The organism is Hoeflea ulvae, from assembly GCF_026619435.1.
Taxonomy (GTDB): Bacteria; Pseudomonadota; Alphaproteobacteria; order Rhizobiales; family Rhizobiaceae; genus Hoeflea; species Hoeflea ulvae.
In genome coordinates this window covers 904,594-931,544 of the sequence record NZ_JAOVZQ010000001.1, presented here as the reverse complement: position 1 = coordinate 931,544, position 26,951 = coordinate 904,594, and the positions used below count along the sequence as shown (strand labels likewise).

The 26,951-nt window shown below is 57.5% G+C and carries 25 protein-coding genes and 1 tRNA gene; 12 read left to right on the top strand and 14 right to left on the bottom strand.

Annotated features, from left to right (window positions below; genetic code table 11):
- Positions 1-16: 16 nt before the first annotated feature.
- Both OEG82_RS04480 and OEG82_RS04475 read right to left on the bottom strand, forming a co-directional pair.
- Positions 17-1,453 carry a TolC family outer membrane protein gene (locus OEG82_RS04480; RefSeq protein WP_267611258.1) on the bottom strand — a complete coding sequence of 479 codons (1,437 nt, stop codon included), beginning with the start codon at positions 1,451-1,453 and terminating at the stop codon, positions 17-19.
- 841 nt (positions 1,454-2,294) lie between these two features.
- Positions 2,295-2,387, bottom strand: a tRNA-Arg gene (locus OEG82_RS04475).
- A 267-nt stretch (positions 2,388-2,654) separates the two neighbouring features.
- Here OEG82_RS04475 and OEG82_RS04470 point away from each other — a divergent pair.
- Both OEG82_RS04470 and OEG82_RS04465 read left to right on the top strand, forming a co-directional pair.
- Positions 2,655-3,056 (top strand): XRE family transcriptional regulator, encoded by a 402-nt coding sequence (locus OEG82_RS04470; protein WP_267611257.1) that lies wholly within the window; start codon positions 2,655-2,657, stop codon positions 3,054-3,056.
- Positions 3,057-3,365: 309 nt separating this feature from the next.
- Positions 3,366-3,554, top strand: a complete 189-nt coding sequence (locus tag OEG82_RS04465; protein ID WP_267611256.1) for a hypothetical protein — start codon at positions 3,366-3,368, stop codon at positions 3,552-3,554.
- Between the two features lie 11 nt (positions 3,555-3,565).
- Here OEG82_RS04465 and OEG82_RS04460 read toward each other — a convergent pair.
- The 12 genes from OEG82_RS04460 to OEG82_RS04405 all read right to left on the bottom strand — a co-directional run bounded on the left by OEG82_RS04460 (position 3,566) and on the right by OEG82_RS04405 (position 15,380).
- Positions 3,566-4,716, bottom strand: a protein-coding gene (locus tag OEG82_RS04460) for an IS3 family transposase (RefSeq protein WP_267611255.1) whose coding sequence is annotated in 2 segments (ribosomal slippage) — positions 3,566-4,467 and positions 4,467-4,716 — 1,152 coding nt in all. Because the reading frame shifts where the segments join, the coding sequence is not laid out codon by codon here.
- A 431-nt stretch (positions 4,717-5,147) separates the two neighbouring features.
- Positions 5,148-5,957, bottom strand: coding sequence for an N-acyl homoserine lactonase family protein (locus OEG82_RS04455; protein ID WP_267611254.1), 810 nt, complete (start codon positions 5,955-5,957; stop codon positions 5,148-5,150).
- Between the two features lie 5 nt (positions 5,958-5,962).
- On the bottom strand, positions 5,963-7,198 hold the full coding sequence (locus OEG82_RS04450; RefSeq protein ID WP_267611253.1) for an alpha/beta fold hydrolase: 1,236 nt from the start codon (positions 7,196-7,198) through the stop codon (positions 5,963-5,965).
- The gene (locus OEG82_RS04445; RefSeq protein ID WP_267611252.1) at positions 7,188-8,108 is read right to left on the bottom strand and encodes an NAD(P)-dependent oxidoreductase; all 921 of its coding nucleotides are present in this window, start codon (positions 8,106-8,108) and stop codon (positions 7,188-7,190) included. Before OEG82_RS04445 ends, OEG82_RS04450 begins: the two co-directional genes overlap by 11 nt.
- Entirely contained in the window at positions 8,098-8,478 is a 381-nt protein-coding gene (locus OEG82_RS04440; RefSeq protein WP_267611251.1) for a carboxymuconolactone decarboxylase family protein, read from the bottom strand. The genes OEG82_RS04445 and OEG82_RS04440 overlap by 11 nt, the downstream gene beginning before the upstream one ends.
- Before the next feature lie 64 nt (positions 8,479-8,542).
- Complete coding sequence (locus tag OEG82_RS04435; RefSeq protein WP_267611250.1) at positions 8,543-9,532, bottom strand: NADPH:quinone oxidoreductase family protein; 990 nt, start codon at positions 9,530-9,532, stop codon at positions 8,543-8,545.
- Complete coding sequence (locus OEG82_RS04430; RefSeq protein ID WP_267611249.1) at positions 9,529-10,677, bottom strand: CaiB/BaiF CoA transferase family protein; 1,149 nt, start codon at positions 10,675-10,677, stop codon at positions 9,529-9,531. Before OEG82_RS04430 ends, OEG82_RS04435 begins: the two co-directional genes overlap by 4 nt.
- A gap of 16 nt (positions 10,678-10,693) precedes the next feature.
- A complete protein-coding gene (locus tag OEG82_RS04425; protein WP_267611248.1) occupies positions 10,694-11,686 on the bottom strand; it encodes a branched-chain amino acid ABC transporter permease in 993 nt (330 codons plus the stop codon).
- Between the two features lie 3 nt (positions 11,687-11,689).
- Positions 11,690-12,577, bottom strand: a complete 888-nt coding sequence (locus OEG82_RS04420; protein ID WP_267611247.1) for a branched-chain amino acid ABC transporter permease — start codon at positions 12,575-12,577, stop codon at positions 11,690-11,692.
- 9 nt (positions 12,578-12,586) lie between these two features.
- A complete protein-coding gene (locus tag OEG82_RS04415) occupies positions 12,587-13,339 on the bottom strand; it encodes an ABC transporter ATP-binding protein (protein ID WP_267611246.1) in 753 nt (250 codons plus the stop codon).
- Positions 13,323-14,108, bottom strand: a complete 786-nt coding sequence (locus OEG82_RS04410) for an ABC transporter ATP-binding protein (RefSeq protein WP_267611245.1) — start codon at positions 14,106-14,108, stop codon at positions 13,323-13,325. Before OEG82_RS04410 ends, OEG82_RS04415 begins: the two co-directional genes overlap by 17 nt.
- A 66-nt stretch (positions 14,109-14,174) precedes the next feature.
- A complete protein-coding gene (locus tag OEG82_RS04405; RefSeq protein ID WP_267611244.1) occupies positions 14,175-15,380 on the bottom strand; it encodes an ABC transporter substrate-binding protein in 1,206 nt (401 codons plus the stop codon).
- Between the two features lie 397 nt (positions 15,381-15,777).
- On the opposite strand from OEG82_RS04405, the gene OEG82_RS04400 reads away from it, so the two are divergent.
- From OEG82_RS04400 to OEG82_RS04355, 10 genes are all read left to right on the top strand, one after another.
- Positions 15,778-17,424, top strand: coding sequence for a sigma-54 interaction domain-containing protein (locus tag OEG82_RS04400; RefSeq protein WP_267611243.1), 1,647 nt, complete (start codon positions 15,778-15,780; stop codon positions 17,422-17,424).
- A gap of 185 nt (positions 17,425-17,609) precedes the next feature.
- Positions 17,610-18,845 carry a CaiB/BaiF CoA transferase family protein gene (locus OEG82_RS04395; RefSeq protein WP_267611242.1) on the top strand — a complete coding sequence of 412 codons (1,236 nt, stop codon included), beginning with the start codon at positions 17,610-17,612 and terminating at the stop codon, positions 18,843-18,845.
- A 25-nt stretch (positions 18,846-18,870) separates the two neighbouring features.
- Entirely contained in the window at positions 18,871-19,671 is an 801-nt protein-coding gene (locus tag OEG82_RS04390) for an enoyl-CoA hydratase-related protein (protein ID WP_267611241.1), read from the top strand.
- Between the two features lie 8 nt (positions 19,672-19,679).
- A complete protein-coding gene (locus OEG82_RS04385) occupies positions 19,680-21,305 on the top strand; it encodes a class I adenylate-forming enzyme family protein (protein ID WP_267611240.1) in 1,626 nt (541 codons plus the stop codon).
- Positions 21,302-22,072, top strand: a complete 771-nt coding sequence (locus OEG82_RS04380) for an enoyl-CoA hydratase/isomerase family protein (protein WP_267611239.1) — start codon at positions 21,302-21,304, stop codon at positions 22,070-22,072. The genes OEG82_RS04385 and OEG82_RS04380 overlap by 4 nt, the downstream gene beginning before the upstream one ends.
- The gene (locus tag OEG82_RS04375; RefSeq protein ID WP_324288930.1) at positions 22,011-22,208 is read left to right on the top strand and encodes an SDR family NAD(P)-dependent oxidoreductase; all 198 of its coding nucleotides are present in this window, start codon (positions 22,011-22,013) and stop codon (positions 22,206-22,208) included. The genes OEG82_RS04380 and OEG82_RS04375 overlap by 62 nt, the downstream gene beginning before the upstream one ends.
- Positions 22,205-22,765, top strand: a complete 561-nt coding sequence (locus tag OEG82_RS04370) for an SDR family NAD(P)-dependent oxidoreductase (protein WP_267611237.1) — start codon at positions 22,205-22,207, stop codon at positions 22,763-22,765. The genes OEG82_RS04375 and OEG82_RS04370 overlap by 4 nt, the downstream gene beginning before the upstream one ends.
- Positions 22,765-23,931 (top strand): acyl-CoA dehydrogenase family protein, encoded by a 1,167-nt coding sequence (locus OEG82_RS04365; protein WP_267611236.1) that lies wholly within the window; start codon positions 22,765-22,767, stop codon positions 23,929-23,931. The genes OEG82_RS04370 and OEG82_RS04365 overlap by 1 nt, the downstream gene beginning before the upstream one ends.
- Positions 23,928-25,439 carry a 3-hydroxyacyl-CoA dehydrogenase family protein gene (locus OEG82_RS04360; protein ID WP_267611235.1) on the top strand — a complete coding sequence of 504 codons (1,512 nt, stop codon included), beginning with the start codon at positions 23,928-23,930 and terminating at the stop codon, positions 25,437-25,439. Before OEG82_RS04365 ends, OEG82_RS04360 begins: the two co-directional genes overlap by 4 nt.
- Positions 25,440-25,442: 3 nt before the next feature.
- Entirely contained in the window at positions 25,443-26,909 is a 1,467-nt protein-coding gene (locus tag OEG82_RS04355; RefSeq protein ID WP_267611234.1) for a 3-hydroxyacyl-CoA dehydrogenase NAD-binding domain-containing protein, read from the top strand.
- Positions 26,910-26,951: the final 42 nt, after the last annotated feature.

The following is a 26,951-nucleotide window of genomic DNA, read 5'->3' as shown; positions in this document are numbered from 1 at the left end:
CGTGTCTTGCGAACGGTCAGTTCTTCCGGACCGGGGCCAGCAGGTCGAGCGGTGCGCCCTTGACCTGGCGGGAAGGCATGCGGGCATAGACCGGCTCGGCTTCCTGGGACACGACCTCGAATTCGTCGCGGGCATAGGGTTCGGCCTGGGCGACGGTGTCGAGGGTGAAGGCCCGGACCAGCGATCCCATCGCCGCCAGAACCTGGTAATCGGCATAGATGGCGGCATATTGCGCGGTCTTGGCCAGAACCTCGGTGTTGAAGCGGGTGTTCTGGGCGCTCAGCACGTCGAGCAAAGAGCGCTCGCCGATGCGGAACTGGTCGCGATAGGATGAGACCAGCGATCCCGAGGCCGAGACCTGCTCGCGCAGGATCGAGGCCTGCTGGGCCCGCTTGCTGCGCTTGTCCCAGGCCGACTGCACCGATTCCTGCACCTCGCGATGGGCCAGCACATTTTCCTGGCGGCTCTGGCCGGCGCGGCGGATCCGCTCCTGCTCGACAGCCTGGTCACGGCCGCCGCGATAGAGGTTCCAGCGCGCCACCACCTTGGCTTCCAGATCGGAGGTGCGGCCTTCGGCGCCGTCAATGTCCTCGCCGACGCGGGCATTGGCCTCGAACGAGATCACCGGCAGATAGGCCGCCTTGGCGCCGCGCGTCAAAGCATCGGCCGCATCGACATCGGCGGCCGCAGCCGCCAGACGCGGGCTCTGGCGCCGGGCAATGTCGACGGCCTCATTGACCGAGCGCGGCAGCGCCTTTGCGATCGAGGGCGGCGCGGTCATCTTGCCGAGCCGGACGCCGACCAGCCGCAGGAAGCGGATCTCGGCCTGGGCCAGGTCCTCTTCGGCTTCCTTGAGCCGGGCCTTGGCCGACAGCAGCCGCTCGCGGCCCTGGGTGCGGTCGGCCGATGTCAGTGTTCCGCCCGAAACACCCGAGGAAATGTCATTGACGATCTGCGAGAGCACATTGGCGTTCCTGCGCGCCACGGCGACGATCTCGGCCTGCAGCAGGATTTCGAAATATTCCTGCGACACGGCCAGCGCGATCGCCTCGGAGCGCTCGGCGACGCGGAAGGAGGCGCCGTCGACGCGGGCGGCTTGGCGCTCAACCTCGGCGCGGCGGGCGCCGCCGTCAAACAGGGTCTGGGTGAAGCTCAGGCCGACATCGGCCGAATTGAGCGTATCGTCCTCGGTGCCGAGCCGGCGACGGCCGGGGCTGTCGAGCTTGCGGCCGCCGGCGGAGGCTTCGAGATCCAGCGTCGGCAGATAGAGACCGCGGGCCTGGCGCAATTCGAATTCCACCGCCTCGCGGTTTTCCGCGGACGAAAGAATGTCCGGGTTCGACCTCAGCGCCTCGCTCACCGCTTCCTTCAACGTCAGGGCGCCGGCAGGAACCACAGAGAGCGCACCAAAGCCGATCGAAAAACAGCACGAATACAAGAACGTTCTAAACATTTTAACTCCGCAATTTATACGCCGCGATTTTGCGTACAGCCTCCGGCACCGCATTGCGAGTCCCGCACAACCGTTCTCTATATGATTTCTAACCAACCATTTGTTGTGTTGCCAACACGCAACAGATTGCCCAGACCGCGCCCTTTTGCAAAGACCTGACCGGCAAAAACAAAATATCAGTAGTTCTCTATACTTTCTGCATACATTTTGTATAAAAGCTCGTGCTCGATACTCAATACTTGGAATTACCGAGTGATTATTTCCGTTTAGCAGATCATTAACGGCACTCCGCCTGCCGTCGGCCGGCGAATGTGCAGCACGTGAAATTCTTATAATTATATATGCCGCGGCACCGCACCGGGCAGCCACAGATCTCCCTTTTCGGCACAGGCAGACTCAATTGCAGGAGCAGTTCGCCGAGACCGGATGCAATCCATGGGTGTAGCCGGGCCTGGAAGGATCCGGCCCAGGGCAAGTGCCGCCGGCCCGCTGCATGGTTCCGAAAGCAAGGTCCCGGCCTCCGGCATTGCCAGTATCCCCTGCATCGACATGGGCGGGCCGGGCACGGTGGGAGGCAGAGCCGGCCAGCCCCGTGGAGGAATGCGATAGAGCCCGGAAAGCAAGATGTCAGCGTTCGCGCCCAGCCATGACGAAGGGACCGCGACTGGATTTCCTGCGCGCGGCCCCAGACCTGCGATCCTGGCAGCTCGGCCAAACATGACCACGCTCGCAACCGATGGTCAGGGAAAAGCCAAATATGTGCATGAAAACGGGCGTCGCCCCTCAGTCTCGACCTCGCGCTCCAAGGCCCTGCTCAACCTTCAGTCCCCTGAAGTCGAAATGGCGCGCCCGAAAGGATTCGAACCTCTGACCCCCAGATTCGTAGTCTGGTGTAATTCATTGATTCTGCAACACTTTAATTTCAAACCATCGCATACCTGTTGTCTATGAAATCAAAGAGTTGGCAAGAGAGCTGCAAACCGCTTTTCCCACCGCCGGCCGCCAGAACTGGCTCTTTACAGCATCTGCTCTCGTTGACCGATACCTATACTCGCTTCATTGCGAGCTCACTGCTTTGGCACGCCGTCGTCATTCCGATGGCACACTCAATTTCCCAACCTCCCTCCGAAAATGACCGTCTCCCCCTCGCTATATCTGACTTAGCAGCACGCTCGCTGCGTCAGCGAACAAGGAGACCACATTGTCGACCAAGCCCTACCGAAACAGCCGCCTTGCCCAATTCGTCACCAAGCGTGTTCTGGAGCTGAAGTCCCGCAAGACCCAAGCCCAGATCGCCGCCGAAGCCGGCTTCCCCAATCCGAACATGATCTCGATGATCAAAGGCGGCGCCTCCAAGCTCGCTCTTGATCGCGTGCCTAGCCTTGCCATGGCGCTCGAGTGCGACCCGGCGCGGCTCTTTCTCATGGCCCTTGAGCAGATCGAGAACCCCACCACGGCCAACGCCATACAGCGCATCTTCCGCACGACTGTCACCGAGAACGAGGGTGACTGGCTCCGCGCGATACGGGAAGCCAGCGAGAATACCGATCCGCCGCTGACAGGCAGAGCCCGGTCCGCAGTCAGGGGAATCTTCGGAAAATGATGATGATGTCACTGACAGAAAATGAGGGCGCCTGGATCGAATTCCTTCGTTTGATCTCCGATGGCGCAGACCCGGCGCCGGATCTACGAAGTGTCCAGGCCTTTAGGCTCGCTCTGGGCAGGAGACAAGCGGAAACGGCACGCCACGCATTTAACGATTCCGATTTTAGGAACCAAGGCGATCTGCTTCCATCATCCCCGTCGGCGGGCCCCGCGAGCGAACCGATAACAGAGACAGCCTCCGGAAGTGCCACCCAGAGCCGTCATCGGCAGCATTGCCCCGACAAGGGCGAGGCAAAAGGTATCGCCCATGACTGAGAGACGATTTCAAGCGAAGGCGGTCGCTAAGCACATGCAGAAACACTTCCCGAACTGCCCTCCCGTCCATCGCGACGAGATCGTCCGGCGGGTGGCGGAGCGGACCTGGCAGAACGCCTCCATCGGGCGCGCGGTTGGCATCACCGTGACGAACTATGTCCGGCACCGGCTGACTGAATAGCCCCGAGTTTTCTAGACACCCTCGGTTTTCATTTCTTGCTGCCGTTCGAACTCGACGGGCGACAGCATCCCGTTCCTGGCATGCTTGCGGTTTGGGTTGTAGAACATCTCGATGTAGTCGAACACATCCTGTCTGGCTTCGACTCGGGTCTTGTAGGTTCGACGCCGTATCCGCTCCCGTTTGAGCAAGTTGAAGAAGCTCTCGGCAACCGCGTTGTCATGACAGTTTCCGCGCCTACTCATTGAGTGTTCCAGATTGTGAGCCTTGAGGAAAGCAGCCCAGTCGATGCTGGTGAACTGCGAGCCCTGGTCCGAATGGATCAGCACCCTGTTCTTCGGCTTTCTACGCCACACGGACATGAGCAGGGCCTGCAAGACCACGCCCGCCGTCTGACGGCTCTGCATTGCCCAGCCGACGACACGCCGGGAGTATAGATCGATCACGACCGCCAGATAGGCGAAACCTTCCAATGTTTTGATATAGGTGATGTCGGTCACCCAGACCGTGTCTGGCGCATCCACGTCGAACTGCCGGTCCAGCGTGTTGTTGACGACCAATGCCGGCTTTCCGCCATAGCTGCCAGGCCGACGCTTGTAGCCGATCTGGGCCTTGATGCCCGCCAGTGTAGCCAGACGCGCAACGCGGTTAGGACAGCACGTTTCGCCTTGATCCAGCAGATCATCGTGGAGCTTACGATAGCCATAGACCTTGCCGCTGTCTTCCCAAGCTGTCCTGATCAGCTTTGTCTGACGTTCGTCTTCCTGCGCCCGATTGCTAAACGGGTTCTTCAGCCATGCGTAGAAGCCGCTAGGTTGAATGCGAAGGGAACGGCACATCGCTCGCACCGAAAACAGCGGACGATGCTCTGCTACGAAGGCGTACTTCACTTTGCATCTCGCGCGAAGTACGCCGTTGCCTTTTTTAAGATGTCGCGCTCCTCCGTCACACGCGCCAGTTCAAGCTTCAGTCGTCGAACTTCAGCAGCCTGTTCGTCGATAGACCCATCGCGGGAGCCTGACTTCGCGAACCGCTTCTTCCACGCATAAAGCGAGTGGGAACTGACACCCAAGCGCTTCGAAACTTCCGCAACCGGATAACCGCGCTCAACGATCTGATGAACAGCATCGCGCTTGAAATCGTCACTGAATTTGGCTGTGCTCATGATGGCCTCCTTGCCTCAAATTTAGGGAAGAAGGCGTCTACAAATCTAGGGGCTATTCATAGCGTCAGACCAGCCAGCCTTGAATACGGACGGTAGTGGTTGAAGTCGGTGCAAAATAGCAGCATTCGACAATTTGGGGACAATTAAAATTGTCCAAAAGCACAAGAACAGAATCAATCTTAGTAGACACCAATGAAGCCGCATGTATGCCGATCTTCAGCTCATCAACGTTCGAAAAATGACCTTTCGTCCGCCTTAGGGGCAACCCACTATTTGTTCTTATAGGCCGTGCTTGCCGTTACTGGCTAGAAAATCTGATAACGTGGGTAGCTCAGGTGAGCGAGCTTGAGCAGCAAAGAGGGGTTCGGAAAAAGCTCCTTATTGGGCGTTGAGCCCTTGTTTCCCATCATTAAAGCTAGTCGTCCCCTGTATTAACCAGCAAGCGGGTCTCGGGTCGGGTTTTCATGAAGGACCACAATCAGATTGTCATCAAAATGTTGCCTATAGATTTCCGACACTTGCGGATCATGACCGGGTATCAGCCGGTCAGTCGAGCCGGCAAGGTTGAGAACGCGATCGTGACCTTCGAGCGTGTCGCCAACATGGGTCGTGACCTTGAAGGGATTACCAAGACGGATATTGTCGAAAAAATGCGCCGCGTCCGAAGCAAGACAAAGACGGCCGCGTTTGGAATTGACCGTGACAGATTGCAAGCCGAGGGAATGACCTGGCACGTGATGCAGCCCTACGCCGGGGCAGAGCTCGGCGTCGCCATTGACGAAATCCACCCGTCCTTCGAAATTGCTGGTGACCATGCGCAGGACATCCGAAAGTTCAAATGGAGCGCGCATCAACTCGTGGCGCATGTAGCGGCCAGTCGCAAACCGCATCTCCTCGTCCTGCAGGACGAACCGCGCATTGGGAAACAGATCAAGATTTCCCGCGTGATCATAATGCAGATGGGTGACGATCACCGTATTGATATCTTCAGGCGCAATGCCAAGTGATCTTAGCCCTTCGGTCGGGCAGCGTAAGAAATTTCGGCCGCGTTGCTTTGCGCGCTCGGCATTGAACCCCGTATCGATGAGAATGATGTGGTCATCACTGCGGATCAACCAGACATAGTAATTGATCGGTGATTGTCCGTCATGGGGATCGGCGCCAACAAAGTAATCTGCTGTTGGACGCATCGAGGTCGCATACTGGATCGCGTAGACTTCAAATACGGGAACATCACTCATGAATTTCAGTCTCCAAGGCGCTTGAGGGCTGTTAGCAAATGAGGACGGAATCGCGTCGGATCCTCGATCATCGGAAAATGCCCCAATTCCGGCATTTCATTAAATGTGACATTGTCGGAATTGACCGCGTCGTGAAGCTGACGCGTATTGGCGGGCGAGGCAGAATAGTCGTAGCTACCGGTCAGCAGCGCGACTGGCCGCCCGGAAATTGCAAGCGGAGCGGCAATCCGGGCACCGTCATATTCATTGCTGTAATAGGCCAGGTCCCCCATATAGATGCCCGGCCTCGCCTGCGCGTAGATTGCGCAAGCCTCGTCGCGCTGGCGTTGCGGGCAGTTGGGACCGAGCATGGCGCGAACATAGGCCGGATTATGCTGGCTGTCGGCGATGCGGGCGTCCGTGAGCAATTCGCTGCGACGGCCCGGCGCTGTCATCGGCGCTTCAAGCGCGATGCAGCCAAGCACCAGATCTGGTCGTCGTGCGGTCAGTGTGAGAGCAATTGCCGCGCCCATTGAACATCCAATGATGATGGCTGGACCACCCGCGACCTGCTCAATGAAACCTGCACACCAATCCAGATAGGCTTCTTCGGTCAATTGGTAACCGGCCGTGAACTCCTGATTGTCTTCGCCGGACGAGAGGCCATGCCAGGGCATGTCAAAAGCCAGCATACGGTGGGAGGTCTGCAGCGCACAATCCGCAAGCTGGTGCAGATATTGGCGGCTATCGGCGCCCGCCGTGTGAAGGAAGATGGTCGGGACACCGCGGCCAGCTTCCAGATAGTGGATGCTTGCTTGCCGATTGCCGCTGGTGCGCAAGTGCTTTCGATGGCCGGTGACAGCAACTTCGTCATGCGCGAAATCATGGCCTTCAAAATAAGGGCGCTCGGGGCGGGACAATTCGATCAGACGCTCAAGTGCGGCGAGCGCCTGGGCTTGCTTCAAAGGTTCGGCGACAATTGCTATTCCGGTGTCGTGACGCAGCAACGCGCCGAATGAATGACTTCCGGGCGGCGGGTTGGTGCGCCCGATCAGATTGAACGCTTCCTGTGGACCTCCAATCAGAATGTCCGGTTGCGTGCATTCTTCAGCGGTGAGAATGCGTGGCTTTTCACACATCAACACCCCCAGGGAACTGTCGGGCGTGCGCAGACACAAAACCAGCGACAGGCCGCGGCAATGCCAGCCGAATATCGTGTCGGCAACTGCCCGCGCGGCCCACGCATTCAGATCAAGTGTCATTGGTCTCCGCCGCATTCTCGAGATAACGGAAGATCTCAGTGTGATCGGCGCCGCGTTGCAATTTTCCGCTTGCTTCGCTCCAAAGCCGGCGCGCTTCACTCAAGCCAGGCAAGTCAAGTTCCAGCGCTTCGGCGAGAGACGCGGCGAGTCCGACATCCTTTGCCATCAAACCCAGCGCGAAACCTGCCTTGCTGAACTCGCCACTCAGAACGAATTGAACAAGCTTGTTTTCTGTCGAGTTGTTCCTGCCTGTTGAGGCATTGATGACATTGACGAGGGTTTCCGGGTTCAGGCCAAATTTTCTGCCCACAATGACCGCTTCGCAGGCGGCAGCGAGTCCGGCCGCTGAAACATAATTGTTCAGCGCCTTCGACGCGTGGCCGGATGCCAAAGGTCCGGTTCTGTAAACCGTTCCCATCGCCTCGAGAATTTGCGTTGCCGGGGCAACGGCATCTTCATCGTCTGACCCCAGCATGATGGCCAGTGTTCCGGCAATCGCCTTGCGCACGCCACCTGAAACTGGGGCGTCGAGAAGGCGAATGTTTTGTTCGGCCAACCGCGCTCCAAGCGTTCGGGTTTCCACCGGATCGGACGAACTCATATCCAAAATGACGTTGCCTGCCGCAAGTTCCGCAGCAAGGCCCGATTTGCCGTCACCCGAACCCATGCAGACTTTGTGAACGATGGCAGATGTCGGCAACATCAGAATCACGATATCGCAATCCCGGCCAAGATCCTCTACCGAGCCAGCAACACTCAGGCCGGTTTCTTGCGCCACTGCGCGTGCTGCATCAGGGTGTGCGTCCAGAAGCGTTGGACGGTAACCCGCTTTGGCCAGGCGCCGGACCATGGGTGCACCCATGGTCCCAATGCCGACAAAGCCAAGCTTGATTTGAGCTTCAGATCTCATTCATCTCTCCAAGGACGGTTCTTGCGATGCGAAAACTGTCGACCATGGCCGGTACACCGCAATAAATGCCGACCTGCAGCAGGATCTCCTTGATCTCGTCAGGGGTCACGCCGTTGTTGATCGCGCCGCGAATATGCGCTGCCAATTCATGCGGCCGGTTGAGGGCGCTGATCATGGCAAGATTGATGGTCGAACGGGTTTTGCGGTCCAGCCCTTCGCGTCCCCAGATTTCGCCCCAGCAGTAGGTCGTCACAAGTTCCTGCAGGTCCTTGCCGAAATCATCGACATTGGCCAAGGCCTTGTTCACATAGTCCTCGCCGAGCGTTTCCCGGCGGATCTTCAAACCCTTTTCGTAGGTGGCATTGTCCATTGGTTTTGTCCTTTTGTGTTTGCAGGTTGGTATTGATCCTGGGCCATACCGTTGGTGCCAGCGATCAGGAAACGAGAATGATCTTGCCGTGCGCACTGCCCGATTTAAGCCTGTTGAGTGCTTCGGCAAATTGAGCAAGCGGCATGCTGTCGGCGATTTGGGGAGCCAATCGCCCGCTTGACCAGAGATCAAAAATCTCCAGCTGAACCCGCTCGATCCAATCCGGGGCGCGCTCGCGGTAGTCTGACCATTGCAGTCCGGTGACCGCGATATTCTTGACCAGTAGGTAATTGGCTTTGATCGTTGGTATGCTGCCCGCTGCGAAACCGATCACGACCAGTCGGCCACGCCAGTCCAGTGCCCGAAGTGCGGCTTCTGTCACTGCACCGCCGACCGGATCGATCACGACATTAACGCCATAGCCGTCGGTCGCGAGGTGTACTGCATCGCGCAGCCCGTCGCGCAGATTGTCCATATCCAGATCAACCGTCTCATCGCATCCCGCTGCGCGCGCCAATTCAGCGTTGCGTGCACCCTTTACGCCGCCGATTACCGTGCCCGCGCCCAGTGCCTTGGCAAGCTGCACGGCTGCCGAACCAACCCCGCCCGAAGCTCCCAGAACCATAACCCTGTCGCCAGGCTGCATGTGAGCCCGCTCCACCAGCGCGAAATGCGCGGTCTGGTAAACCAGACTGAGCGCGGCAGCGACTTCAAACGGCATTGCGACCGGCATCTTGAAACAGTTGACGGCTGTGGTGCAAAGCTGCTCGGCATAAGCGCCATATTCCACCTGAACCGCCACTCGATCACCTATAGAAAGCTTGGTCACGCCCTCGCCCACGGCCGAAACGACACCAGCGCCCGCCTTGCCAGGCGAGAACGGCAGCGGGGGTTTTTTCTGGTAGTTGCCCTCCATCACAAGGATGTCTGGGAAATTCACTTCCGCAGCATGAAGGTCGACAACGACCTCTCCCTTGCCCGGAACCAAGGAAGCCACATCCTCGATGGCGGCTTCTTCAATCGGCGCGAACCGGCGAACTAGAACGGCCTTCATCGCGGCGCCTCCCTGTCATCGGAATTGTCATTTGCAACCAAATCATTTTTGTTTCCAAGCCGGGGGGCGCGCGCGACGCCGGTGTTGACCCGGAAAGCATTGGCGACCGGAACCGGCAATGCAGTGATCCGCTCACCCGATTCATTTTCCACTTCGGCATCGAAAAGCCCACGCGCCCGGAAATGCGGGTCCTGCAATGCATGCCGCAGGTCACGGACCACCGAGCAACAGCAGTCCGCAGCTTCGAAAACCTTGCTCCAGTGGTCACCACTCTGTTGGGCAATTATGCGCGCAACGGCTTGTGTCGTTGCTTCTGGATCCCGCCGGTCGTCACGCACTTCAGGGGCCAGCCCGATTGCCTCGACAAAAATTTCCCAGAATTTCTGCTCAAGAGGAGCTGCCGCCACAAAGGAGCCGTCGGACGCGGGATAGAGCCGGTAGCGGCAGCTTCCGCCCGAGACCAGGGAGTCACCGTTGCCCGGCCACCTGCCCGTCGCCACTCCTTCTCCAAGCGCCCAGTAGACAAACGGGAACAGGCCATCGCACATGGCTATATCCAGATAGGTCCCCTTGCCGGTCTTGTCCCGGTTTCGCAGAGCGAGCAGAATGTTGAAAACCGCCGGATAGGTGCCACCGGCAATATCCGCAATCAAGGCTGGCGGGACAACCGGCGTTTCTGCGGAACCGAGACTCAGCGCGAGAAGGCCCATATCGCTGATATAGTTTAGATCGTGTCCCGCACGAGCGGCACGTGGTCCGGTCTGCCCGTAACCGGTGATCGAGCAATAGATCACCCCAGGATTGATGGCCCTGATCTCTTCATAACTCAGTCCCAGACGTGCCATCACGCCAGGCCGGAACTGCTCGACAATGACATCAGCCTGCTTGAGCAGCGGCAGCAGCTTGTCGCGCTGGACAGTGTCTTTCAAATCCAGCGCCAGCGAGGTCTTGCCACGATTGAGCAATGCGAAATTCACACTGTCGTCACCCCATTTGGGTTCGTAACCGCGCATCTCCTCGCCCTTGCCGGGACGCTCGATCTTTATAACTTCCGCACCTGCCTCGGCCAGAAAAAGCGTGGCCATCGGCCCAGGCAGCAAGGTCGAAAAATCCAGAACACGGATTCCTGCGAGCGGTCCGGTCATGACAAACTCCTTCGCATTACAGACGCACTTTCAGCCAGCTTCCGATCACACCAACAATGCCCTTTCGGAAGGTAAGCACGCAGATGATGAACACGCCGCCCTGAATGATCAGAACCATGGAGCCCAGATTGGCGAGATAGTTCTGCATGGTCACAACCACGGCAGCTCCAATGATCGGACCGAAGATTGTGCCCATGCCGCCAATCAGTGTCATCAGCACCACTTCACCGGACATGGTCCAATGCACATCCACCAGCGAAGCAAGATGAAAGACCATCGCCTTCGTGCCGCCAGCCAGACCCGACACGCCGGCAGAGATGATGAATGTGAGCAGCTTGTAGCGCTGCACCTGATAGCCCAGCGAAATCATCCGGGGTTCATTTTCGCGAATGCCCTTGAGCACTTCGCCGAAGGGCGAATGAATCACGCGGTAGACAAACAGAAAGCCCAGAGCAAAAATGGTCGCGACCATCCAGTAGAAATTCTCGTCGCTCGACATATCGATCAGGCCGAAGAGGTGGTTGCGCGGAATGCTTTGCAAACCGTCTTCACCGCCGGTGACCGGCGATTGCAGAGCGTAGAAATAGACCATCTGAGCGAAGGACAAGGTGATCATCGCGAAGTAGATGCCACGGCTCTTGATTGCCAGAAAACCGAAAACTGCGCCAAGCAAGACAGTGACAAACACTGCAAACATGATTGAGACTTCCGGTGGCAGTCCCCAGATTTTTGCGGCGTGGCCGGCCGCATAGCCCGCCCCGCCAAAAAAGGCGGCGTGGCCGAAGGACAGCAGCCCACCAAACCCGAGCATAAGGTTGAACGCCGCCGCGAAGAGCGCAAAGCAAAGCAGTTTCATGACGAAAACGGGATAGAGAAACTGCGGTGCGATGAGGATGAAGGCCGCGACCAGGGCAAAGGCGACCAACTGATAGCGAAAAGATCTTGCGTTGTCTTCGGCGCCCTTCAAGTCCAGGGCGGTCGCGGAGTGAACAGTGGCATTTTCTGGCATCGTCTATGCCTCCCGTCCGAATATGCCGCTTGGCTTGAATAGCAAGACAAGAGCCATGATGATGAAGATGATGGTGGTGGAAGCTTCGGGATAGAAGACCTTGGTCAGGCCTTCCACCAGGCCAAGAGAGAAGCCGCCGATGATTGCGCCCATAATCGAACCCATTCCGCCGATCACGATGACTGCAAAGACCACAATGATGAGGTCGTTACCCATGACCGGATTGACCGAATAGACGGGAGCAGCGAGAACACCGGCAAATGCTGCCAATGCAACTCCGAAGCCATATGTCAGCGTCACAAGAAGCGGAACGTTGATCCCGAAGGCGCTGACCATTTCCGGGTTTTCAGTTGCCGCCCGAAGATAAGCGCCAAGCCGGGTCTTTTCGATAAGAAACCAGGTACTGAAACAGACCAGTATCGACATGACGATTATGAAGGCGCGGTATTTTGGCAGATACATGAATCCCAGATTTACGCCGCCACTGAGGATGGGAGGGATTGGATAAGGCTTGCCTGAAACCCCGTAATAATTCTGGAAAATACCGGTGATGATCAGCGTCAGTCCAAAAGTCAGAAGCAAGCTGTAAAGATGGTCCAGTTCATGCAGCGGACGCAGCATGGTCCGCTCGATTACCATGCCAAATGCGCCAACAATAAGCGGCGACAACACCAGCGCGAACCAGAACGGAATACCGAAATAGGTCAGCAGCATCCAGGATACAAACGCCCCCATCATGTAGAGAGCGCCATGAGCGAAATTGATGATGTTAAGCAGGCCGAATATGACGGCCAGGCCGAGACTGAGCACGGCATAGAATGAGCCGTTGATCAATCCGAGGAGCACTTGGCCGAAGAGCGCCTGTGGCGGAATCCCCAAGAGTTCGAACATGGTTTACCCCTAAATTCCAAGGTAACCCTGGATTTTCTCCAGGTTTGCCTCGACCTCATTGTTGTGGAACTCGTCAACCACCCGTCCTTCCTGGACGATGTAGTGCCGGTCGGCGAGCTTGCGTGCGAAGTGAAAATTCTGCTCGACCAGCAAAATGGTGTAGCCCGCTGATTTGAGTCGTCGGACAGTGTGGCCAATCTGCTGAATGATCACTGGCGCCAGTCCTTCGGTCGGCTCATCCATCAGAATGAACCGTGCGCCTGTGCGCAGGATGCGCGCGATCGAGAGCATCTGCTGTTCGCCCCCTGAAAGCTTGTTGCCATAGCTGTTGAGTCGTTCTTTCAAATTGGGGAAGAGCTCGTAGATAGCGGGAAGTTCAAACCCGCCGTCAGCGATCTTTGGCGGCAGCAGCAGGTTTTCCATAACAGACAGACTGCCGAAGATACCCCGGCTGTCAGGTACGTAGCCGATGCCAAGCCGGGCAATCTCGCGGGCTTGCTTGTTGATCAGCTCGGTCCCATCAAAATGGATGGAACCTGTTCGCGCTTTCAAAAGCCCCATAATGGCCTTCAGCGTGGTTGTCTTGCCTGCGCCATTGCGACCAAGCAGCGTTACAACCTCGCCTTTCCTGACAGTCAAATTGCAGTTGTGAAGGACGTGGCTTTCGCCGTACCAACCTTGGAGGTCGCAGACGTTCAAAAGCGTGTCTTCTTCACCTGCCGCGGAAGGCTTTGCTTGGAGATTATCACTCGTGTGCTTCATCGACCTCTCCAATATAGGCTTCAATGACTGCAGGGTTCCGGGAAACCTCCGCATAGGTGCCTTCGGCCAGCACCGCCCCGCGGGCCAGCACCGTGATCGTGTCGGACAACGTTGCAACAACCGACAGGTTATGTTCCACCATCAAGACCGTGCGGGTCTTCGCAACCCGTGCGATGAGTTCGGACGTCCGCCCAATATCTTCCTGGCCCATGCCGGCCAGCGGTTCGTCCAGAAGCAGCAGTTTGGGGTCGAGCGCCAGTGTGGTGGCAATTTCCAGTCCGCGCTTTCGCCCGTAAGGCAAATCTGCCGCGCGGTGATGGCGCAAATCGCCAAGCCCTACATCGTCAAGAAGCGAAACCGCCTCATCTTCAAGTGAGCGCAGGCACTTGTTAGATCGCCAGAAGTCAAATGATCCGCCGTGCACACGCCGCTGCAACGCCAACCGGACATTTTCCAGCACGCTCATGTCGCCGAACACAGCCGAAATCTGGAACGAGCGCACCATGCCCCTGCGGGCGATCGTGGCTGGCGCTTCATTCGTAATATCCTTGCCCGCATAGGAAATCTTTCCTTTGCTCGGCTGCAGGAATTTCGACAGCAGATTGAAGCAAGTCGTCTTGCCCGCTCCATTGGGGCCAATCAGCGCGTGAATCGTGTTGGGACGCACCGCCAAATCCACGTTGTCAACGGCCGTTATTCCTCCGAACACCTTGGTCAAGCCTCTGGCGGTCAGAATATAATCGGCCTGATCGTCTTGAAGTGACATCATATGATCAGACTTTCTTGCGGAAATGCGGCGCCTGCATGGATGCGGGCGCCGCTTGAAACAGGAGCCCTACTTCTTCACCAGCGAGCACGCGCTATTGGCGAGAGGCATGAAGGCGTCTTCTGCTGGGATATCGCGAAGAACCTTGGAGACATCATCCTTATCGTCTGACTCGCCGGGCGCCCTGACCTGAGCCAAATACATGGTGTGCATCATCCGGCCATCTTCACGGATGTAGCCATCCTTGGCGAAAAAGTCGTTGATCTTGTTCTCACCCATCCACTTGCGCACGGTGACGGCATCATCGGTACCCGTAGCCTCAACGCCGTTGAGGTAATGCGTGACCGCCGAATAGATCCCCGCTTGGATCATGGTTGGCATCGTGCCGTGACGGTCCTTGAAGCGCTTGGAAAATTCGCGTGTTTCGTCGCTGTAGTTCCAGTAGAATCCGGTCGTGTACGTCAGACCCTGAGCCACATCGAGACCGAGAGCATAGAGGTCGGTGAGGAACACCAGCATGCCGGCGACAGTCTGGCCGGACTGAACGACACCGAACTCACTGGCCTGCTTCAGAGCGGTCGAGAAGTCTGTGCCCGCATTGGCGAACGCGACCACTTGTGCGCCCGAAGTCTGCGCCTGCAGAATGAACGAGCTGTAATCCGTTGCCTTGAACGGATGCCGGACAGAACCTACAATCGTGCCGCCGATATCCTTGACAACAGTAGCAGTGTTCTCCTCAAGGGAATGACCGAAGGCGTAGTCGGCAGTGATGAAGTACCAATCGGTCAGTCCGCTTTTGACGATAGCGCTACCGGTACCAGTCGCCAGAGCATAAGTGTCATAAACATAGTGGATGCCCAAGGGCGAGCATTCGGCATTGGTCAGAGCGGTTGACGCCGAGCCTGCGGCAATTGTCATGACGCCCTTTTCCTTGCCGATATTTTGTATCGCGATAGCGGCGGCAGAATCCGTCGATTCGATGATCATGTCGACCCCATCCCGGTCGATCCATTCACGCGCCAGGTTCGAGGCCACATCGACGCGGTTCTGATAATTGGCGGAGATCACTTCGATCTGCTTACCGGCAACCTTGCCACCGAAATCCTCGACGGCCATCTGCGCGCCGAGCACGGCACCCGTCCCGCCATTGGCGGAATACACACCCGTCATGTCGACCATTGCGCCAATCTTGACGGTATCGTTGGAAATTTCCTGGGCCATGGCGGTACTCGCCCAGAGCATCATCGTCGCGGTAAAACCAGTTACGAGCTTCATATTCTCTTACCCTCCCACAAAAGTAGTGCTTATGACCGCGTCAATGCGGCAGCAATAGATCCCACGCAAGCAGCGTGCCATTTGCTGAAAGCCGGCATCACTGATCCGTCAGCCGAGCAGACCAAATCCTCCCAGCACGCCCCGCAGGCCGAGCGCGCTGGCTGCGTTCAACCGGCCGGAACAGCACGCAATCGCGCCTAACTACCCGCGCAGGACAGAACCCGACTGGCTGAGCTGCAACCGTACCAAGCGAGCCAGAGAATTCAGGATGGACTGAATCTGGCGCAGCCCTTTTGGCAGAATGTGTTGTCGTCACGGTCAATTCATCATAGGTGTGTCTTATTCGCGGACAAAATGACATCCAGTGCCCGCAGAACCGACAACCATGGGGCCAGGAATGCCAGACACAGCCACTGCCAGCATAAAAGCACTCGTCGTCACCGATGACACCGGGCAGCGCCTGTTTCAACTGGGTGGCGACGACCCTCGCCTGAAAGCCTTGCTGAGCGATCCAAAATGGATTGCTGAAGCCGTCCAGCGGCGGATCATGCCGGTCCTTCTCAGCGATGCAAGCTATATCGCATTGGCCACATCCATCGAGGGTGGACGGCTTGTCCTGTTCTTCGACAATGTATCGGAAACAGTGATGCGCTTTTTCACCCAGGTCGAGTTTGCATTCGACATCATCGAGCACATTCTCAGCGATCCCTATGACGCAATGGCAGTGATCGATGCAAAAACCCAGCTGGTTTTTGTCTCGCCGATTCACGAGAAGTTTTTCGGCCTTGGCACCGGCGAATCCCTTGGCCGGAACGTGCGTGATGTAATCCAGAACACCCGGCTGCATCATGTCGTGCGAACAGGGGTGGCTGAAGTCGGCCAGATCCAGAAAATGGAAGGCAGCCAGCGTGTCGTTTCGCGCCATCCAATCCGCAAGAACGGCACTGTTGTCGGTGCAATCGGGCGCGTGATGTTCAAAGGTCCGCAACAGGTAGACGCTCTGGCCCGGCAGATTAAAGTGCTCGAAAAGGAAGTTGCCACCTATCAGACGCAAACCAAGGAAGCGATGCGCGGCGAGACTTTTCTGAATGCGATTGTCGGACAAAGTCCAGCCATCCAGACGCTGCGCGACCAGATCCGCAAGGTGGCTCCGCTCGATATTCCTGTTCTCATTCAGGGGGAATCGGGTACCGGCAAGGAACTCGTAGCCAAAGCGCTGCATATGTTGAGTCCGCGCGGTCACGGGCGGCTGATCACCGTCAACGCCGCGGCTTTGCCGGCCTCTTTGGTGGAAAGTGAATTGTTCGGCTACGAGGCGGGGTCGTTCACAGGTGCAGATCAAAAGGGACGGCCTGGCAAATTCGAACAGGCCGACAAGGGCACCATATTTCTGGACGAAATTGGCGACATGCCACTTGAGGTCCAGTCCAAGTTGCTTCGTGTCCTCCAGGACAGGATTGTCGAACGTGTTGGAGGCGACAAGCCGCGCCACATTGATTTCAGACTCTGCAGCGCGACAAACAGGGATCTTGAGAGATTTATCGACGAAAACAAGTTTAGGCTCGATCTGTTCTACCGTATCAGCCCGGTGATATTGAAACTGCCGAGCCTTTCCGAGCGGCTTGAGGATATACCGCTGCTGGTCGAGAGCTTTCTGACGGAACTGTCCGCGCAATACGTCCGGCCGGTGCCCGAGGTGGACGAGGCGGTCTTTGATTTCCTCAGGGAACGGCCATGGTCAGGCAATGTGCGGGAGTTGCGACATGTCATTGAACGCACCTTTGTCTTTCTTGAAAGCAGCAGACTTGTGGTTTCCGACTTTCACCAAGCGGGCGAACAGGCGCCGTTCTCTCCAACCACTGCACATCGCTCCGCTTCACCGGGCGAATCCGGTCAGGCCGCGACGCTTAAAACCGCAATGAACCAATTGGAACGCGAGATGATTGCCGATGCGATGGCGCGGTTCGAAGGCAATAAGAAAAAGGTCGCCGAGTTTCTTGGTGTCTCCCGATCCTATCTTTATACAAAACTCGGCGAAGAGTGATCCGGCCTATCGAATGTACGCAATGGCGACAAATTTTGTTGGGCGTGTCCATGATGAGGACACTTAAAACTCCGCCATTGCCGTTCGGTTAAGCCCCACCTCTGCCGCTGCGCAAAAGCAACCACCCGCGGTGAATGGCATGCAACTTGCGTAGACCTTTTCGAACCGAACGGAAGGGCTATTGAATGCACAAGAACACTCCGCCGTCAGCGACCCAAGAGTCCGAACTGCCTTGCGCGTCACTGCCGGTCTGGCCATTGGGAGGAAGTTTCGGATTTTTGTCGGGACTGCGTATTGTCGATCTGACCACTTCGATCGCAGGCCCCTATTCGACAATGCTTCTTTCCGATTTCGGTGCGGAAGTTATCAAGGTCGAGCGGCCGGAAGGCGATGATGCCCGTCAGTGGGGTCCACCATTTCTCAACGGCCACTCCCTTTGGTTTAATGCTGTCAATCGCAACAAAAAGAGCATCACGCTCGATCTGCAGACGGAGGAGGACTTCAAAAAGCTGATGACGCTGATTGCTTCCGCAGATGTTGTCGTGACGAACCAGCCACCCAATGTGCAGCGCAAGCTGAAGCTCGATCATGACAGCCTGAAAGCGGTGCGGGAGGATTTGATATTTGTCTCCATCACAGGATTCGGATTGACCGGCGAGCGCGCGGATTTCACCTGCTATGATCTGGTTGCGGAAGGGTATTCCGGAATCATGGATGTCACCGGCGCGGAAAATGGACCGGCACAAAAGGTCGGCGCCCCGGCGGCAGACATGCTGGCGGGTCAGGACGCGGCCATGGCCACTCTGGCGGCTTTGTTTGACCGCACAAGAACCGGCAAGGGACGCAAGATCGATATCAGTCTTGTCGAAAGCATGACCCGGTTTCTCACTTGCCGTATTTCGACCTATCTCGGCTCCGGCGAAGTGCCCCAGCGCTCCGGCGGCACAGACAGTGTCATTGCCGTTTATCAGGCCTTCGAAACCGCCGACAGGCCGATCAACCTGGCGCTTGGAACAAATGCCATCTGGGCCCGCTTCTGGAAAGCAGTGGGTGATCCAGATTTTGGAGCTCAGCGAGAATTTTCCAGCAATTCGGAGCGCCGCGAGCATCGTGCAAAGATCGTTGCAAAAATCCAGCACATCCTTGTTGCCGAGTCCCGCTCCCATTGGCTGGACCTGTTTGCCAAGATGCGTGTTCCCGCCGGACCGATCAATCGGATCGATGAGGTCGCAGGCGACGCTCAATTGCAGCAACGCGGCATGTTTTTCAATCTAGAGAATGGCGAAGATGGCCCCATGCCCCAGATCGGGTTGGGTATCCACATCGACGGGAAACCAAATGTCCCGCGGTCGGCACCACCACGGCTGGGAGAACACAATGCGGAATTCGCGCGATTGTTCTCTGCGGTACCGACAGAATAACACATAAGCGCATTCAAGAAATCAAATGATGATCAGGAAAGAATCAATGACATTCACACAGATTACCTATGAGGAAGCTGGTCCGGTTGGCACAATCACACTGAACCGCCCGGACGATGGCAACATGTTCACCGAAACGATGTGCCATGAAATTCGGGACTGTATCGAGTTGATCCGCCGTGAAACCAGAACGCGGGTGATCGTGATGACCGGCGCAGGCGACAAGTTTTTCTGCATCGGCGGACAGAAGGACGGCATGGAGAAAACCAAACTCTATGCGGGCACCCTTCCCACACTGGAAATGTATGAGGCCATCGACAAACTGCAAAAGCCGGTGATCGCCAGCGTCAACGGCTTTGCCGTGGGCGGCGGCAACGTTCTGCAAATGGTGTGCGATGTCACGATCGCCAAGGAAAGCGCCATATTCCGCCAGGTGGGTCCGATGATGGGATCGTTCGATGCGGGTTATGGAACATGGTATCTCGAAGATATTGTCGGGAAAAAACGCGCCAAGGAAATCTGGTATGCCAATCCCAAGATCACGGCCGCCTATGCCAAGGAAATCGGCCTGATCAACCGCGTCGTCCCCGATGCGGACCTAAAAGAGAAAACGCTGGAATTCGCGCTCGAGATAGCGGATCGGGGCGCCTTCGCTCTGGCCTCGATCAAGGCTGCATTCAATGCACGTCATGGCGGCGTCGGAGGCCTCTCGCGCGTGACCCACGATCTGTTGCTTGGCCAGTATCTCGGCACGGAAGAAGCCGATGAGCTGAAAAACAGCTTCAGTGAACGCCGCAAACCCGATGCATCGAAATTTGGCCATTGAGGCGCGAGATGAGACCTTTCCTGACCCTGCATGATCCGGCCGCGGCGCGCTCTTTCTACGCCAAGGGACTTTGGACAGAGGACACGTTTTATACCCTTATGGCACGCCACGCCGTAAAACGTCCGGAGGCCATGGCGCTGCGCGATGGACGCGCCCGGCTGGACTGGCAGACGCTGAAAGCACGCGTCGATGCGATGGCTGACGACATGTATGAACGTGGCATCACGGCCGGGGACCGCGTATCGATCTGGATGGGCAACCGGGTGGAAACGATCATCGCGTTTCTGGCCTGTTCGCGAGAAGGGGTTGCCTGCAACCCTTCACTGCACCGGACCTATACCTGCGCCGAGATTGTCGATTTGCTCGACCAACTTCAATCCACGGTGCTGATCACCGAACCCGGCTGGGGGGCGGACCGGAAGTCGACAGATTTCGACGCGATGCTCACGCAGCTCCCCTTTCTCAAGAAGGTCTACAAACCCGAAACTTTTCCGATGCATATCACGCAGCTTTCCCGCGAGCCGCACGCCAACCCAGACAGCATAGCCTATCTCGCCTTTACATCCGGCACGACGGGCAAGCCGAAATGCGTCATGCATTCGTGCAACACGCTTCTGGCCAATGCGCGCGACCTTGTCCGCGACTGGAAGATCGGCCCGGACGATACAATGCTGACGCTGAGCCCGCTGTCCCACCACATTGCATGGGTTGCTGTCGGTCAGTGGCTGGTTTGCGGTTGCGAACTGGTGACCGACGATCCTCCCAAGGACATGAGCCGGCTCGACTGGATCATCGAAACAGGTACGGTCTATGTGATGGGCGTGCCAACCCATGCGATGGATGTTCTGGCCGAACAACGCAAGCGCGGGCTCGAGAGACTGGGGGATGTCCGCATATTCTATATGGCCGGGTCGCCCATTCCCGAAGTGGTTGCGAAGGCATTTGTCGATCAAGGCATTACGCCGCAAAACATTTATGGCATGACGGAATCGTCCTCACATCAATACACCCACCCCGATGATCCCGAAAACATCTGGATCTCGACCTGCGGACGCGGCGGCCCCGCCTATGAAGTCAGGATCTGGGATCGCGACAATCGCGATGAGGAAGCCGCTGCCGGCGTAACCGGCGAGATCGGCGGACGTGGTGCGGCTTTGATGCTGGGATACTACGCCAACCAGTCTGCCACTGAGAATACTTTCAATCGGCATGGCTATCTGATGTCGGGCGATCTGGGTTCTTTCGATGCGGACGGTAATCTCAAGATTGAAGGTCGCGTCAAGGATCTCATCATACGCGGCGGGCACAACATCTATCCCTCGCAGATCGAGGCGCGCGCGCTGACCCATCCGGGTGTCAGTAGGGCGGCCGCGTTTCCGGTTCCCGACGAACGTCTGGGCGAAAAAGTCTGTCTCGCCATTATCGGCACTGTGACGGCAGAAGACATGCTGGCGCATCTGGGCCGCGAAGGCCTGTCGAAATTCGACATGCCCGAATGGTATCTGACGCTGGATGAACTGCCGCTGACAGCCAGTGGCAAGATCCTCAAACGGGAACTGACCGAGATGGCCAAACGCGGCGAGATCACGCCGGCGATGGTGCGTTACGCTGAGAAGAAGGACCCGGCATCATGACCATCGACCTGGAGAAACGGAGCGGGTGCGCGCTTCTTACGCTCAACCGCCCCGAAGCGCTCAATGCCCTTTCCTTCGATATCCTGCGTGAGATCGGTGACGCCTTTGACGAGGTCGCGGGTTGGAAGGATGTGCGCGCTTTTTTGATCACCGGCGCCGGCGAGAAAGCCTTCTGCGCCGGGGCAGACATCAAGGAACTGCGCAACCGCACGCTGACAGAGCAAAAGCGCGGCTCGGAATTCGGCCAGTCCGTCTTCGGCAAGCTTGATCGGCTGCCAATTGCCTCCATCGCGCTGGTCAATGGTTATGCCTTTGGCGGCGGTGCCGAGCTGGCCCTGGCTTCGACATTCCGGCTGGCCGGTGCCGATGCCGTTTTCGGCCTTCCGGAAATCAAGCTCGGACTTATTCCCGGCTATGGCGGTACGCAGCGCCTGCCGCGTCTGATCGGCGAAGGCCGGGCATTGGAAATCATCATGACCGGTCGTAGCGTCAAGGCCGAAGAGGCGGAGCGGATTGGCCTCGTCAACACGATCGCAGACGGCGACTTGATCGAGGCAGGGCTGGCATTTGCCGGGCGCTTTACGCGGTACAGCCTGCCGGCGCTCGAATTCGCGCGCCGGGCGGTTCAGCGGTCCGGCGATGGTCCGTTGCACGAAGGACTGCAACTGGAAGCCGACCTGTCAACGCTCGCATATCAGACCCGGGATGCCGAGGAAGGCATGGCCGCATTTGAAGAGAAACGCAAACCGGAGTTCGGTGATGAGTGAGGGACAAATTATTGTAACCGGGGCCTCCAAGGGGATCGGGCTTGCAATCGCTGAAGAGCTGGCGCGTCGTGACTTTCAAGTCGTCAGTCTTTCCCGGTCGGGGGAGGCGTTGGCAATCAGATTATCTGCGACATGACAGATGAGAACGCCGTCCGTCAGGCATTCGCCCAGATCGCATCTACAGGATCGGTGATCGGACTGGTCAACAATGCCGGCATCCATATCGGCGGCTCGATCGCCACACTTCCAACTGCCGACTTCACCAAGACCATGGCGTTGAATGCGACGGCGGTGATGGTGGCTGCCCGGGAGGCATATCCCTTCCTGAAAGAGCACAACGGCACCATCGTCAATATCGGCTCGTTCTTCGACAAGTTGGGCGTACCGGACAATCTGGCCTACTGCGCATCCAAGGCCGCCGTTGCCGCCATGACACGCTGCATGGCAGTGGAGTGGGCGCGCGATGGCATCAAGGTCATGAATGTAGCGCCGGGCTACATCGAGACCGATCTCAACCGGGATTTTCTTGCCCGCGAAAAAGTGCGGGCCTGGATGAAAAACCGGATACCGGCCGGTGGCGCCGGCAAGCCGGAAGACGTCGCACGGCTGGTGGCGGCCATCTTCTTCGAAAACATCGGTTTCCTCACAGGCGAGACGATCTACATCGATGGCGCGCAAGGGATGAATCACTAATGAAACTGTTTGAAAAAGTTCTCGCTGCGCGCAACTGGAATGACGAGGAGCGTCAAATCCTTGATCAGGTCCAGCGCATGGTCAATGAAGTTGTTGCAGCCAACGCGGCGGACATCGACCGCACCAGCGAATTTCCATGGAAAAATGTCGAAGCCATCAATGCCTTGGGACTGAACACCATCTTCATTCCCGAAGAGTTCGGTGGCATGCCGATGCCCTTCAAGCTTTACCTGGAAATTGTCTCCATCATTGCCGAGGCCTGCGCTTCAACCGGGATTATTTACGCCACCAATTATCATGCGATGAAGCCGCTCATTGATTTCGGCAATGATGAGCAGCGTGCCCGGCTGTTGCCGCGCATTGCGGAAGGTGGCCTCGCCGCACTGGCGATCACCGAGACCACTGCAGGCTCGGATGCGACCGGCATGAAAACCAGCTTCACCCCTGATGGGGACGACATCATCATCAAGGGATCAAAAATCTTCATCTCCAATGGCGATGTGGCAGATTTGTATCTGGTATTCGGCAAATGGTCGAAGATTGAAGATCCCAAGAAGTCGATATCGGTCCTGATTCTTGAAAAGGGAACCGAGGGTTTCAACATCATTTCGAAGGAACGCAAGATGGGTCACAACGGCTCCTCCACCTGCGGCCTCTCCTTCGAAAACGCGCGGGTGCCTCGCGCCAATCTGTTGTGCGATCCGGGCGATGGCCTGAAAATCCTGCTCGCTTCACTCAACAAATCCCGGCCATCGGTAGCGGCGCACGCGCGCGGAATCGCAAGGGCTGCGTTCCGCGACATGGTCGACTACGGCAATGAGCGGGTTCAATCGGGCAAGGCTGTCCTCGACTTCCAGGCAAACCAGTTCACACTCGCGGATCTGGCTAGCGAGCTGTTGATGCTCGAGCGCTGGCTGGACTACCTCGCCGATTTGATTGACAGCGGAGACACCGATTTCGGGCTGGAAGCCTCGATCGCCAAGCTGCGCGCCTCCGACCTGGCCATGAAGATGACAACTGAATGCGTTCAGTTCCACGGCGGCTATGGCTACTGCCAGGACTATCGTGCGGAACGGCTGATGAGGGACGCAAAAATCACACAGATCTGGGAAGGCACCAATCAGGTCCATCGCCAGCTCATCGGACGGAGTTTCAGGAGCAAATGACCAGTATCAGGAAAATAGCCGTCTGCGGCGCAGGCGGCACCATGGGCGCGGGCATTGCACTGGTGGCTGCCCGTGGCGGATTCGAGACCGTTTGTTTTGACCGGTCGGCCGACGGTCTGGCCCGCTCGCGCAAGGCGGCGGAAAAGTTCCTGGCCAAGTCGGTTGAGCGCGGACGCATGTCGCAAGACGATTGCGACGCCACACTTGCCCGCATTTCCGATGAAACAGAGCTTTCGGCGCTAACCGATTGCGATCTGATCATCGAGGCCATCTTTGAAAATCTCGAAGTTAAGCAGGCGCTGTTTGAGGAGCTTGACCGCATCTGCAAGCCCGAAACCATCTTCGCCTCAAACACCTCGACCCTGTCGATCACCCAGATTGCCGGTGGCTGCGGCCGTGAAGACCGCGTGGTCGGCATGCATTTTTGCCTGCCGGCGCAAATGATGAAACTGATTGAAATGTCGCGCGGACTGAACACCTCCGACGAGACATTCCAAACGGCCTGGAATTGGACCAGGGCAACGGGCCAAATGCCGGTCGAAACACAGGACAAGCCCGGCTTCATTCTCAACGCCCTGCTGGTGCCATTCAACAACGACGTGATCCGTGCGATCGAGGCGGGACTGGCAAGCGCCGAAGATATCGACACTGCAATCAGGAGCGGCCTCGGATACAAGATGGGCCCATGCACGCTGATTGATCTCATCGGCCTGGATACCCAGATCCTGCTTGGCGAAGCCTTCTACCCGATCACGCTGGATCGCCGCGCCTCTGTGCCGCCGCTGCTTAGGCGCATGGTGGCTGCTGGCAAACTTGGAAACAAATCCGGCCGGGGATTGCTCACCGGTCCGGCTGCCGTTCCTGCGCAGACAGGGCTGGAATTCCTGATCCATCAAACCGGCGAAAGCCGGTCGTTCCCCGCTGGCGACAGCTTCCGTTCTAGCGCGTCGCAAGCGGGCCCTGTGTGCATCCATCTGGGCGGGGGATTTGAGCCCGATACGTCCAAAACCGCTGTTCTCGTGGAACTCGATACCGAATGCCTCGGGGTTCATACCGGTGAGGATATGGGCAGGGAAGGCTCGAATGCGCTCGGCTTCGCCCGCTATCGCAACGGCAATGATGCGCCCTCCAATCTGATCGAGCTGGTTCGCCAACCAGGCACGTCCCCCGAGGCACTGGCCGCCGCGCGTGCCGTTTTCGAAGCTGCCGGTTTTGACGTAGCAGTCTGTGCTGACCAGCCCGGCAGGATCGTGGATCGGCTCGTGCGTCCCAAATACAATGATGCCCTGCGCTTCCTGGATGAAGGCCTCGCTTCAGCGGAAGACATGGACCAGACCTGCCGCATGGGACTTGGCTATCCGGATGGTTTGATCGAGCGTGTGGCGCGCGGCGGCCTTGAGCGCCATTACGACATCACCAGCGCCATTTATGAGATGACCGGCCAGCAAGGCTATGCGCCAGCCCGCCGGTCCGTCGTCGCAAAGTCACGGGAAAGACTGGGAACGTAAGTCATGACAGCCCTTGATACATCAAAAACCGTGGCTGTCATCGGTGCCGGCACCATGGGTGCGGGAATCGCCCAGGTCGCCGCGGCCGCAGGCCATCCGGTCCTGCTCTTCGATGTCGCTGACGGTGCAGCGCGTGCTGCCATCGTCACCATTGGCAAAGGGCTCGATCGGCTGGTCACGCGAGAGAAGATCAGCCGTGAAACTGCGGATGCCATCGTCGGACACATCGTTCCAGCCAATGGTCTGGAGGCGCTGACGGGGGCATCTCTGGTGATCGAAGCGATCGTCGAGAACCTCGACATCAAGCAGGCGCTTTTCGCACAGCTTGAGGACATCGTTGCTGCCGGCGCCATTCTGGCGACAAACACCTCATCAATCTCTGTCACGTCGATTGCACGCGGCCTGCGCGCCCCAGGGCGTGTCGCCGGGCTTCATTTCTTCAATCCCGCACCGGTGATGAAACTGGTGGAAATCGTGTCTGGCCGGGTGACCGATCCGGCGATTGCCGAAACACTTTTCGATACGGCAACGGCATGGGGAAAGATTGCGGTGCATACCCGCTCGACCCCCGGTTTCATCGTCAACCGCGTCGCCCGACCTTTTTATGCCGAGGCGCTTCGCCTTTGTGAGGAACAGGTGGCCGATCCAGCCACGCTTGATGCCTTGATGAAGGGTGGCGGCGGTTTCCCGATGGGGCCGTTCGAATTGATGGACCTGATCGGAAACGACGTGAACTATGCGGTCTCGCTTTCGGTTTTCAATGCCTATTATCAGGATCCACGCTTCCGTCCGTCGCTCCTGCAGTTGGAGCTGGTGAATGCCGGCCATCTTGGCCGCAAATCGGGCCGCGGCTACTACGACTATACGGAAGGCGCGAAAAGACCGCTGCCACGGTTCGAAACGCCTAAAGCCGGAATACCCCCTCTTGGAAATTTCAAGATAGGGACTGACAAGGAACTTGAAGGTGTCCAGATCGCACTGAGTGATGGCCGCATGGCCAGCGAAGTGGCCCGGGAACTGCGCCGTCCGGTCATTCTCCATGACTTCATGAGTGATGGTGCAACGACGCTAGGCTTTGCCGTTTCTGCTGACATGCCGGATTCCATTGTCTCGCGTTTTGTAGCGAGCCTCTCCCCGGAAGGAATTGATGCCGTCCGCCTGCCGGATTGGCCGGGATTGGTGGTTCTGAGAACGCTCTCGATGCTCGCGAATGAAGGCTTCGAAGCCTCTTTGCAGGGTGTTGCAGATCAGTCCGACATTGATTTGGCGATGCGCTATGGCCTCAACCACCCGCAAGGACCGATCACCAGGGCAAAGGAAATAGGCCTTGTACGGGTTCTTTCGGTTCTGGACTCGATCTTCAGACTGACTGGAGATCCCCGTTATCGCGCTTCATTTGCTTTGCGAAATTCAAGCGCCGACGATGTAAATCATCATTCTATAGATCCTGACGTTGCCCCTGCGATCTAATCTAGTTTGAAGCTTGTTCTGGCCTAACCATAGGGCCAGAAC